Source organism: Mycobacteroides franklinii (assembly GCF_001853795.1).
GTDB lineage: Bacteria > Actinomycetota > Actinomycetes > Mycobacteriales > Mycobacteriaceae > Mycobacterium > Mycobacterium franklinii.
The window spans coordinates 1,516,805-1,533,178 of sequence record NZ_MLIK01000019.1 but is presented as its reverse complement, the minus strand read 5'-3'; the positions used below and the strand labels follow the sequence as shown (position 1 = coordinate 1,533,178).

Below are 16,374 nucleotides of genomic sequence, written 5' to 3'. Positions count from 1 at the left end.
CGCGGGTGACGACACCGCCCCAGCCGCCGTTCGGCCCACCCGGATCGACACCTTCCGAGCCTTCGCCGTGGCAACCGCCTGCCCAACAGGTTCCACCCCCTGTGCAAGATCAACAGGTTCCGCCCCCGGCGCAGGAGCCGTCACCGACCCTGCAGATCCCGGTGACGCCGCCCCCCGTCGAACCACCGCCGCCGCCGAGCGAACCAGGTCAGGCACCGGAACCGGGCTCGGCAAAGAAGGGCCGCGACTACAGGTCGCTGGTGCTCATCGCCGTCATCGTTGTCGCCGTGGTCTTGGCCGCCGTGCTCGGTATCGAGCTGTACGCCCGCCAGCGGACCAGCAGCGAGGTCAACGCGGCCACGTCATGTCTGGTGCAGGACGGCGCGACCGCATCCTTCGGCCCGATGCCACTGGTGTTGCAGTACCTCGGCAATCACATCGACAAGCTCACGATCAAGACCGCGGGCAATCAGATCGCACAGGCCAAGAAGATGACCGTCGCCATCACCGTGCGCGATATCTCCCTGAATAAGACCGCCGACTCCCTCGGCACGATCGGCCAACTCGACGTCGAGGTGTCCTGGCCGACCGCCGGCATCACCGAGAGCGCCCGCGACCTCGTGCCGGGAATGCTCGGCTCGTTGGTCGGCGATGCCACCACGAATGAATCCACCGGTGAGATAACGCTGAGCGCCGCCGGAGGACTGGCACAGATCACCACCAAGCCCGTCATCAAGGACGGGATGGTGACACTGCAGTCGGAGAACGTGTCCGCGTTCATCGGTCTGCCGCGCGAGATCATCCAGCCGGCACTGGACACCTTCTCCAAGGGCCTCGTCGGCGGCCAGTACCCGATGGGACTCAAGGCCCAAGAGGTGAAGGTCACCAACGACGGCATCACGGTGAAGCTGTCGAGCACCAATCAGCCGATGAAGCCGGTGGAGAACCCCTGCCTGCAGAACCTGTCGTTCTAGTCCGGGAACCCGTCCAGGACCGCCCTGCTGCTCGACAGGCCTAGCCGCGTCGCGCCGGCCTCGATCATGGCCGCCGCGTCCTGTGCGGTGCGGATTCCGCCGCTGGCCTTGATCTGAAGCCGATCCCCCACGGTCTCGGCCATGATCCGCACCGCCTCGACCGTCGCTCCCCCCGATGGGTGAAATCCGGTGGAGGTCTTCACGAAATCGGCCCCGGCGGCCTCGCTGGCGCGGCAGGCCGCACGAACCGCGTCGGCGCCGGCGCGCTCCAGCAGTGCCGCGGACTCGATGATGACCTTGAGGGTCGCCGTCGGCGCAGCCCGCCGGACGGCCTCGATATCGGCCTGCACCGCCGCGAAATCGCCGGCTACCGCGGCACCCGCGTCGATCACCATGTCGATCTCGGTTGCGCCCGCAGCCACCGCCAGCGCCGCCTCATGCGCCTTGATGGACGAAAGGTGTTTGCCCGAGGGGAATCCCACCACTGCCGCGACAATGAGCCCGTTGGCATCCTTGGGTAGGTCCAACGGCAGCATCGAGGGTGACACGCACACCGCCAGCACCCCGAGATCTACCGCCTCCGCGATGAGTGCCTGCACGTCCTGCGGTGTCGCTTCGGGCTTGAGCAGCGTGTGGTCGATGAGCGCGGCGACCTCCGCACGTGTGGGCCAAACCGCCCTTGTGCCTGCCGAATCCGTCATGGGCTGCGTCATAAGGGCTAGCGTCGCACACATGACCTCGCAGCATGACCGTGCGGTCGCGTTCGCGGCCCTCCATCAGTCCGGCACGTTTGTGGTTCCCAATCCCTGGGATGCCGGGACCGCCCGCATTCTCACCGGCTACGGCTTCCCGGCACTGGCCACCACCAGCGCCGGTCTGGCCTTCTCATTGGGGAGACGTGACGGCGCCAATCTGGTCAGCCCGGCCGAGACGCTGGCCAACGCTTCCCACATCGCGGCGGCCACACATCTACCCGTGTCGGCCGACCTAGAGAACGGTGGCCCCTCCATCGGAGATATCGCCATGACCATCCGGGAGGCAGCCGCTTCGGGGCTTGTCGGTGGGTCGATCGAGGATGCCACCGGGCTACCCGATGCCCCGATCTTCCCGCTGGCCGCGGCGGTGGACCGGATCACCGCCGCGGTACATACGGCACGCGATCTGCCGTTTCCGTTCACGTTGACGGCGCGCGCCGAGAATTTTCTGTACGGCAGACCGGACCTGGCAGACACCATCACCCGACTCAACGCGTATGCGGAGGCCGGTGCGGACGTGGTGTATGCCCCGGGCCTGCCCGATGCCGCGGCCGTCCGCACGGTCTGTGCGGCGGTGGATCGCCCGGTCAATCTGCTCGCCGCGGGGTTCGTGCTCAATCACTCGGTCGAAGAGATCGCGCAGTGGGGTGTGCGGCGCATCAGCCTGGGTTCCGCGATGGCACGCGCAGCGCTGGGGGCATTCGTTGAGGGCGCGCGGGAGATTGCACAAGGCGGCACGTTCGGATTCGCAACGCGGGCCATCCCCTATGGGGAGGCAAATGCACTGTTTCCGTGTGGCTAGCCAGCGGGGGGTATCAGACCGACAACTCCGTTGCACATCTGACGGAAGTTGACGATCCCGAAGATGCTGCCGCCGGGGACGAACTGGCATCCCGCTCCTCCGCCGGCACCGCCGCCACCACATTTCGGCCAGGCACCGGGGCCCTGAGTTCTGAGCACATCTTCGGCAACCGCGATCTGTTGTTCACGGCTGGCTTCGGCGGGATTCCCCACTCCACCGTGCGAGGCCCATGTCGACGGTTTGAATTGCAGGCCGCCGTAGAAACCGTTTCCGGTATTTGCCGACCAGTTTCCACCGGATTCACATTCGGCGACCGCATCCCAATTCATGGAGTCGGCCGAGGCGACGCTCGCGGTCATAGACAACGACATCACAAACAGCACATTGAAGATCAGACACACCGCACGCCTGTCGCGCACCCACCGTGCCCGGTCCATGACGACCTTCATGTCACTGCACCCCGATCCTCTATCTCCCGGCGAGATCGTGCGGTGGGTGATGAACCACCTGCCACGCCGGTCGTGATCAGATTGTGATCACTGTTGTAATCGTTACTCACGAGGTGTGCGTTACGCAAGCGGAGAATGGTAAGAAAAGTTGCCATTGGGCTACCTGAGGCTTTAGTGATTTCTTACTTCCACCTATAACACCGAGATAAACCGGTGGTCTCGACAGAATTACATGATTGTAATTCGTGAGCGAAATTGATTCATGTCACAGCGCAATTTGCCGGCCGATACGGAGATGCCGCGGACCGTCACTCGCATCCGGGAATTGCCGCCCCGAATCCGGACAGATCGCGCCCTAGACCTCAGGCCCGCCCGGGTTGCACCGCGAGGCCGCCATCAGCCCCTCGTCCACCTGCGGCCGCCACGGCTCCAGATTCCAGCTGGGCTTGTCAGGGATGAACACCCGCCCGTACCAATGGCAATCGAACTGCATCCGCATACCCGGCGTCTGCGCATCGGGTGCCAGCGCAACGACCTCGGCCCAGGCGATATCCGCCCCGTCGGGAGCGTCATAGGTGCGACCCAGCGCCGTCGGATAGATGCGCAACGTGCGACCCAAAGATGTTGCGCCCCATGACACATGGTCAATAAGGACGGGCTCCACGGCCGCCGCGGGCACTGTGTTCATCACCAGCAGCGCGGCCATCGATCCGACCAGCGCCACCACCCGGTGCAATAGCGTCAACACTCTTCGCGCACGAGGCTCATCATCGCGACTTACCCTGCACCTCGAGCACGCGCGGACGAACGTCGACGAAGTACACCCCGGCCGCCACCGCGGCAATTCCCGCGGTCATCAGCTCCAACCCCGGAATCAGGGTGAGCACGGCGGCTCCGGCGAGAATGACTACCCACGTGGTCTTGGTCTGCTTCTCCGCCGCCACAAACGCATCCGCCGGCTGGATCGCAGCGTGAACCAGCGCAACGATCGTCGCGATCAGGGCGATGAGCGAGATCAACGCGAAGACATGAAAAGAAAAGGCCACCCGATCAGCCTACGTGGCTGATCGGGTGGCCGTCAGAGCTGGAACTGCCTACTTCTGGGTGACGGTGCGGGTCGCGGCCGCCTTCTTGGCAGGAGCCTTCTTGGCCGGAGCGGCCTTCTTGGCCGGAGCCTTGGCCGGGGCAGCGGCCTTCTTGGCGGGAGCGGCCTTCTTGGCAGGAGCAGCCTTCTTCGCGGGGGCCTTCGCGGCCGGAGCGGCCTTGCCCGACAGGTCGATGCCGACCAGCTTGGCGGCGCGCTCGCCGACGGCGCGAGTCTGGCTCGCCACGGTGCCCAGCGCCTGCTCGGTCAGCTCGGCGTAGTTGCCGACCAGACCCTCGGCGCGGTTCACGTTCTCCTCGATGGCGGGGGTGCTGCGGATGCGCTCGATGGCCTCTTCGCCACGCTCGGCCAGGTTGTTGTAGATGTCGGTAGCCACCTGCAGGTAGGCCTCGGCCACCTTGCGCAGCTCCTCCGGGGTGAACCGGTCGCGCAGCTCGTTGACGTCCGTCGGCAGCTCGGCCGAAAGCTCACGCAGCCGGTCACGGGTCTCGTCCACGCGCGCACCGGCCTCAGAGGCGGCCTCCTCGGCGCGCTCGCGCAGCTTGACGACGACATCGGCAACTGCTGCCAAGGCCAGGTCACCGGCGCCGACGGCTACGTAGAACGGGGTTTTCAGGTCGTCGAACGAGGTGTTCTTCTTGGTCATGCCAGATTCCTTTCGGGGATGGGGAAAGTTATTCAGTTGTCGCCAGAAGATTCGGGGTCGGACTCAGCCACGTCCGACTGGGCTTCGGCATTTTGCTGGACGAATGAGCTGTATACGTCCAACAACACCTGCTTCTGCCGCTCTGTGATGACGGTATCGGCAATGATGGCGTCCCGTACCGGGCTGGCATCACTACGATCCAAAATGCCCGCACGCACGTACAACACCTCCGCCGAAACCCTTAGCGCCTTTGCGATTTGATTGAGAACCTCCGCCGACGGACGGCGCAGTCCGCGTTCGATCTGACTGAGGTACGGGTTGCTCACTCCGGCCTTCTCGGCCAACTGACGCACGGAGACCTGAGCGGCCTCACGCTGGGCCCGAATAAAGCCTCCGATATCGGAGGCGGCGTTGCTCACAGCGGTGGCGAGGTCTGATTCCTGCGACATAAGAACCACGGTAAGCCAGTAGTGCTAGCTATTGCAAGCACTACTGTTAGCGATGTGTTCCAAGTCACTCTCGCGCGGGAATAGCCGGGTCAGGGCCTTTTTAGAAGAGCACCTGCGCGACGGTGTAGATCACCAAACCCGCCAGCGAACCCACCACGGTGCCATTGATACGAATGAATTGCAGGTCACGGCCGACATGCAGCTCGATCCGGCGACTTGCCTCGTCGGCGTCCCAACGCTCGATGGTCTCCGTGATGACCGCCGTGATTTCTGCCCCGTATTGATCGACGAGATGACGCGCGGCGCGCTCTATCCAACCGTCCACCTTGTCGCGCACGGTGGCGTCATCGCGCAGCGTCTCCCCGATCCGTACGACGGTGTCGGCGATCCGCGTACGTAGCTCACTCGACGGATCGTCCACTGATTCGGTGATCATCTTCTTGGCCGCGGACCACGCCGTGGCCGCTGCGTTCTGAACTTCCTCGCGCGCCATCAAGCGGGCCTTGACCGCTTCGGCCTTAGCGATGGTCAGATCGTCGTGCTGCAGATCATCGGCGAACTCGTAGAGCAGCCGGTTCACGGATTGCCGCAGATCATGGTCGGGATTGCGGCGCACCTTATCGGTGAAGTCCACCAACTCGCGATAGATGCGATCACCGACGAAATGGTCGACGAACTTGGGTGTCCAGCTGGGCGAGTCACGCACCACCACTCGATCAATGGTGTCGCTGGCACCCAGCGCCCATTCGAAGGCACGGTCGCACAGCAGCTGGATCACCGGCGCATGCCGATCCTCCTTGAGCACTGTCGACAGCACCCTGCCGACCGGTGGACCCCACTTCGGCTCGGCGATCCTGCGCACGATCACGCTGTCGATGGCTTGTTGCACGTCCTCGTCGCGCAGCATCTGTGCGCCCACCCGAAGCACCGTGGAAGCCTCCGCCGCCACCCGCTCCGCATGCGACCGGTCGCTCAGCCACTTGCCCAGCCGGCCCGCGATCTGCGCATCCCGCACCTTGGCGGCGATGACGGCGGGCGACATGAAATTCTCCCGGACGAAGTTCCCGAGCCCCTCACCCAGCTGATCCTTCTTACGCTTGATGATCGCTGTATGCGGAATCTTTAGCCCAAGCGGATGCCGGAACAAGGCAGTTACAGCAAACCAGTCTGCAAGCGCGCCGACCATACCCGCCTCGGCGGCCGCTCCGACATAACCTACCCAGACCGGTGCGCCGACAGACTGCCACCAACGGCATGCCAGGAACAGCACCGTGGCGCCGACCAGGAACCCCGTGGCCACGGCTTTCATTCGGCGAAGCTGCTTCCGCCGCTCCTCGTCGACGGCCGAATTGGCCATCGCGAAGACGCCGCCGGATGCTTTCCGCGTACGCGGCTGATCGGTGTGCTTGCCTGCCACGACTCCATCATCCGCCATGGCGCGCATTACGCACCTCCGAGGGCCCCGTCCAGTAGTATCGGTTACAGATAACTAAGGGAATGTGGCGATAACCGTGGCAAGTAAAACGCAGCCTGCGGCTATCAAGACTGATGGTCGCAAGCGCCGCTGGCATAAGCACAAGGTCGAACGACGAACCGAACTCGTGGACGGCACCCTCGATGCCATCAGGCACCGGGGGCGCGATATCAGCATGGATGAGATCGCCTCCGATATCGGCGTCTCCAAGACGGTGCTCTACCGATACTTCGTCGACAAGAACGATCTGACCACTGCCGTGATGACCCGGTTCGCACAGACCACCCTCATCCCCAAGATGGCCATGGCGCTATCGGCCCGCCTCGACGGCTACGACCTCACCCGGACCGCCATCAAGGTGTACGTCGAGACCGTGGCCGCCGAGCCGGAGATCTATCCCTTCGTCATGGCCAACAGTTCCACCAGCCGCAGCAAGGCGATCGCCGATTCCGAACGCATCATTGCCCGCATGCTCGCCCTGTCACTGCGCCGCCAGATGTCCGAAGCATCCATGGACACCCACGGTGTGGAACCGTGGGCGTACATGATCGTGGGCGGCGTCCAGCTTGCTACCCACTCGTGGATGTCGCACCCGCGGATGAGCTCCGATGAGCTCATCGACTACTTGACGATGATCTCCTGGAACGCGGTGCTAGGCATCGTGGGTGTAGGCGGTTCACGCGAGATGTTCGTCGGAATGTCGCACCCGTCGCCGGTTCCCCCCGCGCTACAAACGCGTCAAACCCACTCGGCCTGACCCGACCTCACTAGGGTCACAGAGCATGACCCTCAGGATCGATACGTCCACGCTGCGCTACCGACCCGGACTGAAATTCGCCGACGTCGATCCCCGCGCCACTCCCGGATTCGACGGATCGCGCGAGGACGGCGAGGCACTGCAGGCCGAGCTCTCCGAACGCCTGGGACTTCTGCAGGAGATGCTCTATGCCAACGGGCGCAGCGGAGACCACCGCGCCGTGCTGCTGGTGCTGCAGGGAATGGACACCTCCGGCAAGGGTGGAATAGTCAAACATGTTGTCGGGCAGGTAGATCCACAGGGAATAGAGCATGCCAGCTTCGGCGTGCCCACCGAGGAGGAGCGCAAGCACCACTATCTGTGGCGTATCCGCAATGCGTTGCCCGCGGGCGGGCAGCTCGGCGTCTTCGACCGTTCACACTATGAAGACGTCCTCGTGGTGCGGGTGCACAATCTGGTGGCGCCGGAGGCCTGGGGCGCACGCTACGAAGAGATCAACGCGTTCGAGAAGGAACTGACCGAGGCCGGCACGACCATACTCAAGGTCGCCTTGGTGGTATCGCTCGATGAGCAGAAGCAGCGCCTCGCCGAACGGCTGGAGCGCCCGGACAAGTACTGGAAGTTCAATCCCAACGACATCGACGAGCGCGCATTCTGGCCCGCGTACCAGGACGCGTATCAGGCGGTGCTGGAAAAGACGAGCACCGAGTACGCGCCGTGGCACGTCATCCCGTGTGACCGCAAGTGGTTCAGCAGGCTCGCAGTCACCGCACTTCTCGATGAAACACTGGATGGACTAAATCTGTCGTGGCCACCAGCCGATTTCGATATTGAGGAACAGAAACGCCGCCTCGCGCAAGCGTGAGACGGCGTTGACCTGTTAAGTCTCGTTATTTGACGAGGGTGAACTGCCCGACGTTGGTGACACCGCGGCGGAAGAAATCCGCGCAACCGGTCAGGTACCTCATGAAGCGGTCGTAAACTTCCTGCGACTGAATCGCGATCGCTTCCTCACGACGCTCTTCGAGATTCCGGGCCCAGATATCCAGCGTCTTCGCATAGTGCGGCTGCAGCAAATGCACACGCTCCAGGTTGAATCCGGAACCGGCAGCAAGCTGCTCAATGTCCTCGACCGCCGGCAACTGACCACCGGGGAAGATCTCCTCGCCGATGAACTTCATGAATTTGAGGTCGCTAATGGTTATAGCAATTCCATTCTCACGGAAGAACTGCTGTGTATGCGCAAGAATGGTATGCAGCAACATGCGGCCATCATTCGGAAGAATGTCATATGCCCGTTCAAAGAAGATCGGGTACCGCTCTTGCTTAAATGCCTCGAATGCACCGATCGTGACAATTCGATCGACCTTGTCGTTGAATTCTTCCCAACCCTGCATGCGAATTTCCGCGGTACGACCGGTCTCCGCGGCGACCTGTGCCAGACGCTTGCGGCTGTATTCACTCTGATTCTTACTCAGCGTGATACCGACAACGTTGACGTCGAATTTACGCATCGCGCGCTCCAGGCAAGCGCCCCAGCCACAGCCGATGTCCAGCAGGGTCATCCCGGGCTCAAGGTTGAGCTTGCCGAGCGCGAGGTCGAACTTGGCGAACTGGGCTTCGGCGAGCGTCAAATCATCGCGCTCAAAGTACGCGCACGTGTAGCCCATCGTTTCTTCGTCAAGGAAAAGTCCGTAGAATTCGTCCGAAATGTCGTAGATGGACTGAGATTCCTCGTAGTACGGCTTCAGATCGGACATTTATTGGAGCACCTAATTCCCATCAACATCGGCTACCTTGCACTGGACGGCACCCTAGCACGGCGTGCTGTGTCTACCTCTTAGGAATGGCTACCAGCCACTCCAGCTGCCCCAATAGCGCCCTGGCAGCCCCCTCGATCTCTCCAGCATCCCCGGTGACCCCCACGACGCGCAAGGTGGCATCGGCCAGCGCCTCCGGCGCTATCGAATCCCCGTCCGCACGCAGCATAATCACCGACTCCACGAGCCGGAAGGGCAGGCGCTCCACCCCGTCGCGGACCATATCCGCACGGCAGGCGGCAGCCGCCAGATCCTGATAGTGCGTGCGCAGCTCGTCACGCTTGCGCCGGAACACCAAGAACCGATCCGCGCGTAGATCCGGCAATAGATAGAGAGCACCCAGGTTCCATCGACTCGCGGCGAGCTGAGCGGCATCGGCGAGCGCCAGGGCGTACAGGCGTACCACGGGCGGCTCCGGTCGATCGGCGATCAGGGCCGCGTAGTGCAGCGGCTGGTCGATGGTCATCGCCAGCAGCGCATCGAGGATGTCGTCCTTGGTCTTGAAGTGGTAATACAGCGAGGCCTGCTGAATACCTACCGACTCGGCGATGCGGCGGGTGGTGGTTGCGGCGAACCCATCGGTGGTGAACAACTCGGCCGAGGCATCGAGGATCTCGTCGCGAGTGGTGTTCCCCTCACGAATGGGACTGATACGCCGCGGTCGCCCTGACATTGTGCCGACCCTTCCATGTATTCCTCGGCAACGTCCCGATGCCACTACTTGGTGAGCGTTTCGTCATCGCTCCGACATCTGCGCAACGACAATGTTACACCGCATGCCTGTTCCGAAACGGCACTGTCACCCACACGTACCGGTCGCCCGTCAGACTTATTTACCTATCGCCTGACAGATATTTCTCCCCACATAGAAGTGGGTTTTTGACAACACACAGGGCACAGAAGGCGTTGCCCGAGGACCTATCTGGAGTGCCCATGAACGCCACAACGGCCACCGAGACCGCGGCGCGGTCTGCAGCGATCAGCGCCGGATCCGACTCCGACGACCTTGCTGCTTTCGGCTACAAACCACAGCTGCATCGCAGTCTCGGCAAATTCGCTTCCTTCGCGGCGGGCTTCTCGTTCGTCTCGATCCTCACGACGATCTTCCAGCTGTTCGCCTTCGGCTTCAGCTTCGGGGGTCCGGCCTTCTTCTGGACCTGGCCGATCGTCTTCGCCGGGCAGTACATGGTGGCGCTGAACTTCGCCGAGCTTGCCGCGCGGTATCCGATCTCGGGTGCCATCTACCAATGGGCCCGTCGCCTCGGCGGCGCCGTGGTGGGCTGGTTCGCCGGTTGGTTCATGATCATCGCCCAGATCGTGACCGCCTCGGCGGCGGCGATCGCCCTGCAGGTGGTCCTGCCGACGGTATGGAGTGGATTTCAGCTCATCGGCACCGATTCCTCGTTGACGAGCGTCAGCGGCGCATCGAACGCCGTGTTGTTGGGATCGCTGCTGTTGGTCGCCACCACCGCCATCAACGCCGTCGGCGTCAACTGGATGTCCCGCATCAACTCGATCGGCGTCACGTGCGAAATCATCGGCGTGGTCGCCGTGGTCGGCATGTTGTTCTGGAATGCCGAGCGCGGACCGAGCGTGGTGTTGCACACCGGCGACGCGGGCAGTGGATATCCGTGGGCATTCCTGGCCGCCGGCCTCATGGCCGCGTACGTGCTCGTCGGATTCGGGTCGGCGAGTGAACTCGCCGAGGAGACCCGCAACCCGCGCAGAGTCGCGCCGCGGACCATCCTCTCCGCAATCGTGGTGTCCGCGATCGGTGGTGCGCTGATGATCCTGGGTGCGCTGATGGCCGCCCCCAGCCTGACCGACGGCCAGCTCGCCACGGGAGGCCTTCCTTATGTGTTGGACAGCAAGCTGGCGTCCCCGTTCGGCACGCTGCTGCTCGTCGACGTCGCGATCGCGGTGTTCGTCTGCACTCTCGCGATTCAGACCGCCGCCTCGCGGTTGATGTTCTCGATGGCCCGCGACGGCAAGCTGCCATTCTCCGCCGTGCTGTCACACGTGAACCCACGCACCGGTACACCGATCGCACCGGCCGTCGTCGTCGGCGTCAGCTGTGTGCTGATCCTGGCGGTCAACTTCGGCAATGCCGCACTGTTCACCAGCCTGTGCAGCGTCTGCATCGCCCTGATCTACCTGGCCTATCTGATGGTGACCACGCCATTACTGCTGCGCCGCTTGGGTATCGGCGGAAGCAAGTGGGACGGCAACAAGGGTCAGACGGATGCCGACGGGCGCAAGCTCTTTTCGCTCGGGCGGTTCGGGCTCCCGGTCAACATCCTTGCCGTCGGCTACGGCGCATTCATGGTTCTCAACCTGTCGTGGCCGCGCACAGCGGTCTTCGACCCCACCGGCGAGCACCCCTACCTGGTGTGGATAGCACCGATCTGCATCGCTGCGGTGCTCATCGCCGGGCTGGTCGCCTACCCGCGGCGCGCCGCTTCGACCACCACCGAGGAGATCGCCTGATGACCACCGCTACCACCAAGGGAGCGCGGGATCACGCCCGCTCACAAGCCGGCCAGATCACCGACTCCATGCCAGTGCTCCCCGCCTCCAACTGGCCCTGGACTCCTGGCGATATCCCCGCGTCGACCCTGATCTGGGCCGAGACCATCCCCGGCGGCCGATACGCCACCAAGGTGCTCGGTCGCGGCACCCGGCTGCGGCTCACCGATGTCACCGGGTCGGGCTGCCTTAGCATCGTCCTGCTGCGAGCCGACGCCCCGTGGGAGCGGCTCAACGTCGCCGACACCGTCAAGGTTCCGTGGCAGGCCTATCTCGGCACCGGCCATCCGCTGCTCTCCGATCAGGGGCGGGTACTGGCCACCGTCGTCGCCGACAGCTCCGGGCATCATGACACCTTCTGCGGGACCAGCACATTGACCGCAAACGCCGCTAAATATGGTGCGGGCGAGCTCTATTCAGCAAGTCCGGCCGGGCGTGAGCTGTTCACACTGGCCGCCGCCAAGCACGGACTGGCGCCGCGGGATATCGGCCCGTCGGTGTCGTTCTTCCACGGGATCCGCGCGGAGGCTGACGGCGCACTGCACAGTATCGGCACCGCAGGCCCGGGAGCCGCAGTGGATCTGTTGGTCCATCTCCCGGTGATCGCCCTGCTCGTCAACACCGCACACCCCCTCGATCCGTCGGACACCTTCGACACCGGGCCGGTTCAGGTCTTGGCGTGGCCCGCACCCGCCGAGCTGGCCGACCTGCCCAACACGGATCCGGAATATCAACGCGCCGTGCTCAATACCGAGGACGCGTGGGCCGCCGCCCAGGACGCAGAGACAGGAAAGTCACAGTGACACAAACGATATTGGATGAAGTGGTCCCCGCGCGCGCGCCGTGGAGCACCGTCGTGGCCGCCGGTGACGTACTGACCATCATCGACCTGAAGGGCAATCAGGCCGTCGACACCCTGCTGTACTCGGCCGCCGATACCGGGGTGCGCTACTCGGCGCAGGTAACCATCGCTGCGCAGTCAAACTTGTTCCTGCGCAGCGGTACCGTGCTGCGTGCCGAGGACGGAACCCCGCTGATGACCATCGTGGAGGACGAGGTGGGCAGCCACGACACCATCGGTGGGGCATGCTCACAAGAATCGAACACCCTGCGCTACGGGCATCACACCAAGCACCAGCATGCCTGTGTGGAGAACTTTCTGCTGGAAGGCGCCAAGTGGGGACTCGGTAAGCGAGACCTGGTGTCCAACATCAACTTCTACATGAACGTCCCGGTGGATGAGGATGGAACCCTGGGCATCGTCGACGGCCTCTCGGCGCCCGGAAAGAAGATCAAACTCCGCGCCGAGGTTGACACCTTGGTATTGGTATCCAATTGCCCGCAGATCAACAATCCGTGCAATGGTTTCGACCCCACTCCGGTGCGGATGACGGTGGAGAGCGCATGAGCATCACAACCGATCCCCTTGGCCTCGGTGGCTCATCGGTGAAGGTCACGGCCCCCGGCATGCTGACGACGGTGCAGGACTGGCCGGGACGCACCGGGTACTGGCAGGTGGGGGTGCCTCCGTCCGGTCCCATGGACGACCTGTCGTTCCGGTTGGGCAATCGTGCCGTCGGAAACCCCGAGGGTGCGGCGGGCCTGGAGGCGACACTTGCCGGCCCCACATTGCATTTCACCGAAGAGACCCTGGTCTGCGTCACCGGCGCACCGGCACTGGTGACCGTGAACGGCCGACCGGTCCCCCAATGGCGTGCCGTCACCGTCCCTGCCGACGGCACGCTCGCCGTGGGCGCCGCGGCAGACACCGGGATGCGGATCTATGTGTTGATCGCCGGCGGCATCGAGGTTCCTCAATTCCTGGGCAGCGCCGCGACCTTCACCCTTGGAGGATTCGGTGGTCCGGCCGGCCGCGCGCTGGCGGCCGGAGATGTTCTCCCCCTGGGTAAGCCCGACGATGCTGAGCCACAATGCATTCCCGGTGCCGCACAGCCTGCCATCGGCCATCGCTGGGAGCTCGCGGTCACCGAGGGACCGCACGGCGCGCCCGACTTCTTCACGCGCAGCGATATCGACGAACTGTTGTCCACCGACTACGAGGTGCATTTCAACTCCGATCGCACCGGAGTGCGACTCATCGGCCCCAAGCCTCAGTGGGCGCGCACCGACGGCGGCGAAGCTGGGCTGCATCCGTCGAACATCCACGACAACGCGTATTCGATCGGCACTCTCGATTTCACCGGCGACACCCCGATCCTGCTCGGCCCCGACGGCCCCAGCCTGGGTGGGTTCGTCTGCCCTGTCACCGTGGTCTCGGCCGACCGTTGGAAGCTGGGCCAGCTGCGTGCCGGCGATACCCTGCGTTTCGTCAAGATCGAAGCGGCGCGCAGCGCCTCGCTGCGATCGATCGGCATCGATCGGCGTGGGCACTGGCCCTCGGTGTTCTCTACCCACGGCGATGGCGACGACGGTGTGCTGGCCTACCGCCCGGCCCGTGACGACGCGCCCGATATGACCTACCGCCGCAGCGGTGATGACAACATCCTGGTCGAATATGGCGACATCACACTGGATTTGGCGTTGCGTGCACGTGTTCATGCGTTGCATCAACGACTGGAGGACACCCACACCAAAGGTATCGTCGATCTGACGCCGGGCATTCGGTCGCTCCAGGTACATTTCGATCCCGACCGATTGCCGATGGGCAAGGTGCTGGGGCTACTGGACGATATCGATGAGCATCTGCCCGCGTCCGACGAGTTGGTGGTACCGAGCCGCCGCGTCGCCATGCCGTTGTCCTGGGACGATCCGTCGGTCCGCGAGGCCATGGAGCGATACCGGCTGGGCGTGCGCGCGGATGCACCGTGGATGCCGTGGAACATCGAATTCATCAGGCGCATCAATGGTTTGGATACCGTAGACGATGTGTATCGCACGGTCTACGACGCCTCATATCTGGTGCTCGGCCTGGGAGACGTGTACCTGGGCGCACCTGTGGCAACCCCGGTCGATCCCCGGCATCGACTCGTCACCACCAAGTACAACCCGGCGCGTACTTGGACCCCGGAGAACGCCGTCGGCATCGGTGGGGCCTACCTGTGCATTTATGGCATGGAAGGCCCCGGCGGATATCAATTGGTGGGGCGCACCGTGCAGATCTGGAACCACCGGCACCCCGACAACGCGGGCATGTTCGAACCCGGAACGCCGTGGCTGCTGCGGTTCTTCGACCAGATCAGCTGGTACCCGGTGAGTGCCGAGGAGCTTCTGGAGCTGCGGGACGAGTTGGCCACCGGACGCGGCAGCGGCGGTGTCATGATCACCGATGGCGAGTTTTCCATGGCGGAGTACTCGACGTTCCTTGCCCACAACGCGACGTCAATAGGTGACTTCCGCGACCACCAGCGCACGGCATACGCCCTCGAGCGCGAAGCATGGAGCACTGCGGGCGAATTCGCCCGGGCCTAGCAAGTGAGCGCCCCGAACCCCTCGTGCACGAATACCGGGGCGTGTCACTTTGCTGTTTGAATTAACCACCTGAAGGCGATCTTGGTCAATACATTCTGGTGCGCGATCTTTTTACCCAACCGCAAGTAGTGACTTTCGCTAACGAAATTGCCCCGTGTGAGACGCCCGCGTCCTCATGGCATCGGTGCGGCCGACGTACCTCCGGAAAGACGACGAGGGCATACCGTACGCACACGATCGGGCTGGGATCGGTGCGTGCGGTATGCCCTCGCGCGGCGGGGTGGCTACTTGGCCTTGTACTCGTAGAACCCGACGCCGCTCTTCTTGCCGAGGCGACCGGCCTCGACCATGCGCAGAAGCAGCGGCGGGGCCGCGTACAGCGGCTCCTTGTACTCGTCGTACATCGAGTCGGCGATGAGCTTCAACGTGTCCAGACCAACCAGGTCCGACAGCCGCAGCGGCCCCATCGGGTGCGAAAGGCCCGCGACGACGGCCTTGTCGATGTCTTCGACTGTGGCGAAACCGGATTCGGCCATCCGGATGGCCGCCAGCAGGTACGGCACCAGCAGGAAGTTGACCACGAATCCGGAGCGGTCGGCGGCGCGGACAACCTGCTTGCCCAGCACCTCACTCGCGAAGGCCTCGGTGCGCGCGGCCGCCTCAGGCGTCGTCACCAGCGTCGAGATCAGCTCGACGAGCGGCAGCACCGGCACCGGGTTGAAGAAGTGCAGACCCAGCACGCGTCCCGGGTTCTTGGTCGCGGCAGCGATTTTCATGATCGGGATGCTGGAGGTGTTTGACGCCAGCACCGCATCGGGATCGGTGATTACCTCGTCGAGCTTGGCGAAGATCGAGGCCTTGATGGACTCGTCCTCGATGACCGCCTCGATGACGAGCTGGCGATCGGAGAAGTCGGCCAGGTCGGTGGTGAACTTCAGGTTGGCCACGGCGGCATCGCGCTCGCGCTCGGTGATCTTCCCGGCGGAGACGCCACGGTCGAGCGATTTAACGATCCGAGCAGAGCCCGCCTTCACCAAAGCCTCGGTGGTCTCAAACACCAGCACGTCGACACCGGCACGTGCCGATACCTCGGCGATACCCGCGCCCATCTGTCCCGCGCCGATAACTCCTACGCGCGTGATTCCGTCCGTCATCGTCGTATTACTCCCTGAACATCGTTGTTAGTTT

The 16,374-nt window shown here is 63.7% G+C and carries 18 protein-coding genes; 8 read left to right on the top strand and 10 right to left on the bottom strand.

The features are described 5' to 3' along the window. Positions 1-5 precede the first annotated feature (5 nt). A complete protein-coding gene (locus BKG76_RS14945; RefSeq protein ID WP_070938318.1) occupies positions 6-974 on the top strand; it encodes an LmeA family phospholipid-binding protein in 969 nt (322 codons plus the stop codon). On the opposite strand, the gene deoC is transcribed toward BKG76_RS14945, so the two are convergent. Next, the gene (deoC, locus tag BKG76_RS14940) at positions 971-1,687 is read right to left on the bottom strand and encodes a deoxyribose-phosphate aldolase (protein WP_083338049.1); all 717 of its coding nucleotides are present in this window, start codon (positions 1,685-1,687) and stop codon (positions 971-973) included. The two genes, BKG76_RS14945 and deoC, sit on opposite strands and share 4 nt — an antisense overlap. A gap of 19 nt (positions 1,688-1,706) precedes the next feature. On the opposite strand from deoC, the gene BKG76_RS14935 reads away from it, so the two are divergent. After that, positions 1,707-2,531, top strand: coding sequence for an isocitrate lyase/PEP mutase family protein (locus tag BKG76_RS14935; protein WP_070938316.1), 825 nt, complete (start codon positions 1,707-1,709; stop codon positions 2,529-2,531). Here BKG76_RS14935 and BKG76_RS14930 read toward each other — a convergent pair. The 6 genes from BKG76_RS14930 to BKG76_RS14905 form a co-directional block, all read right to left on the bottom strand. After that, positions 2,528-2,980: a transglycosylase family protein gene (locus tag BKG76_RS14930; RefSeq protein ID WP_070938315.1), complete on the bottom strand. Its 453-nt coding sequence runs from the start codon at positions 2,978-2,980 to the stop codon at positions 2,528-2,530. The genes BKG76_RS14935 and BKG76_RS14930 overlap by 4 nt on opposite strands. A gap of 355 nt (positions 2,981-3,335) precedes the next feature. Next, positions 3,336-3,686, bottom strand: a complete 351-nt coding sequence (locus BKG76_RS14925; protein WP_070939252.1) for a DUF2599 domain-containing protein — start codon at positions 3,684-3,686, stop codon at positions 3,336-3,338. Positions 3,687-3,747: 61 nt separating this feature from the next. Further along, on the bottom strand, positions 3,748-4,026 hold the full coding sequence (locus BKG76_RS14920) for a DUF2516 family protein (protein WP_070938314.1): 279 nt from the start codon (positions 4,024-4,026) through the stop codon (positions 3,748-3,750). Positions 4,027-4,074: 48 nt separating this feature from the next. Beyond that, positions 4,075-4,731, bottom strand: a complete 657-nt coding sequence (locus BKG76_RS14915; RefSeq protein ID WP_070938313.1) for a heparin-binding hemagglutinin — start codon at positions 4,729-4,731, stop codon at positions 4,075-4,077. Positions 4,732-4,763: 32 nt separating this feature from the next. Next, positions 4,764-5,180, bottom strand: coding sequence for a helix-turn-helix domain-containing protein (locus tag BKG76_RS14910; RefSeq protein ID WP_070938312.1), 417 nt, complete (start codon positions 5,178-5,180; stop codon positions 4,764-4,766). Positions 5,181-5,280: 100 nt separating this feature from the next. After that, positions 5,281-6,624, bottom strand: coding sequence for a DUF445 domain-containing protein (locus tag BKG76_RS14905; RefSeq protein ID WP_070938311.1), 1,344 nt, complete (start codon positions 6,622-6,624; stop codon positions 5,281-5,283). Between the two features lie 67 nt (positions 6,625-6,691). Between BKG76_RS14905 and BKG76_RS14900 the strand changes: the two genes are divergently transcribed. After that, positions 6,692-7,411: a TetR/AcrR family transcriptional regulator gene (locus BKG76_RS14900; protein ID WP_070938310.1), complete on the top strand. Its 720-nt coding sequence runs from the start codon at positions 6,692-6,694 to the stop codon at positions 7,409-7,411. Positions 7,412-7,436: 25 nt separating this feature from the next. Then, positions 7,437-8,276, top strand: a complete 840-nt coding sequence (locus BKG76_RS14895; protein WP_070938309.1) for a polyphosphate kinase 2 family protein — start codon at positions 7,437-7,439, stop codon at positions 8,274-8,276. A gap of 25 nt (positions 8,277-8,301) precedes the next feature. On the opposite strand, the gene BKG76_RS14890 is transcribed toward BKG76_RS14895, so the two are convergent. Then, positions 8,302-9,171: a cyclopropane mycolic acid synthase family methyltransferase gene (locus tag BKG76_RS14890; RefSeq protein ID WP_070938308.1), complete on the bottom strand. Its 870-nt coding sequence runs from the start codon at positions 9,169-9,171 to the stop codon at positions 8,302-8,304. A 73-nt stretch (positions 9,172-9,244) separates the two neighbouring features. Beyond that, positions 9,245-9,904: a helix-turn-helix domain-containing protein gene (locus BKG76_RS14885; protein ID WP_070938307.1), complete on the bottom strand. Its 660-nt coding sequence runs from the start codon at positions 9,902-9,904 to the stop codon at positions 9,245-9,247. Between the two features lie 260 nt (positions 9,905-10,164). Here BKG76_RS14885 and BKG76_RS14880 point away from each other — a divergent pair, with 260 nt between their 5' ends. Genes BKG76_RS14880 through BKG76_RS14865 form a run of 4 tightly spaced genes read left to right on the top strand, consistent with a single transcriptional unit; the run spans position 10,165 to position 15,186 of the window. Next, on the top strand, positions 10,165-11,718 hold the full coding sequence (locus BKG76_RS14880) for an amino acid permease (RefSeq protein WP_070938306.1): 1,554 nt from the start codon (positions 10,165-10,167) through the stop codon (positions 11,716-11,718). Beyond that, the gene (locus BKG76_RS14875) at positions 11,718-12,560 is read left to right on the top strand and encodes an urea amidolyase associated protein UAAP1 (protein ID WP_070938305.1); all 843 of its coding nucleotides are present in this window, start codon (positions 11,718-11,720) and stop codon (positions 12,558-12,560) included. The genes BKG76_RS14880 and BKG76_RS14875 overlap by 1 nt, the downstream gene beginning before the upstream one ends. Then, on the top strand, positions 12,557-13,165 hold the full coding sequence (locus BKG76_RS14870; protein WP_083338048.1) for an urea amidolyase associated protein UAAP2: 609 nt from the start codon (positions 12,557-12,559) through the stop codon (positions 13,163-13,165). Before BKG76_RS14875 ends, BKG76_RS14870 begins: the two co-directional genes overlap by 4 nt. A 59-nt stretch (positions 13,166-13,224) precedes the next feature. Further along, on the top strand, positions 13,225-15,186 hold the full coding sequence (locus tag BKG76_RS14865; protein ID WP_070939251.1) for a 5-oxoprolinase/urea amidolyase family protein: 1,962 nt from the start codon (positions 13,225-13,227) through the stop codon (positions 15,184-15,186). Positions 15,187-15,470: 284 nt separating this feature from the next. Here the strand turns inward: BKG76_RS14865 and BKG76_RS14860 are convergent, their stop codons facing one another. Beyond that, positions 15,471-16,340 carry a 3-hydroxybutyryl-CoA dehydrogenase gene (locus BKG76_RS14860; RefSeq protein WP_070938303.1) on the bottom strand — a complete coding sequence of 290 codons (870 nt, stop codon included), beginning with the start codon at positions 16,338-16,340 and terminating at the stop codon, positions 15,471-15,473. Positions 16,341-16,374 lie beyond the last annotated feature (34 nt).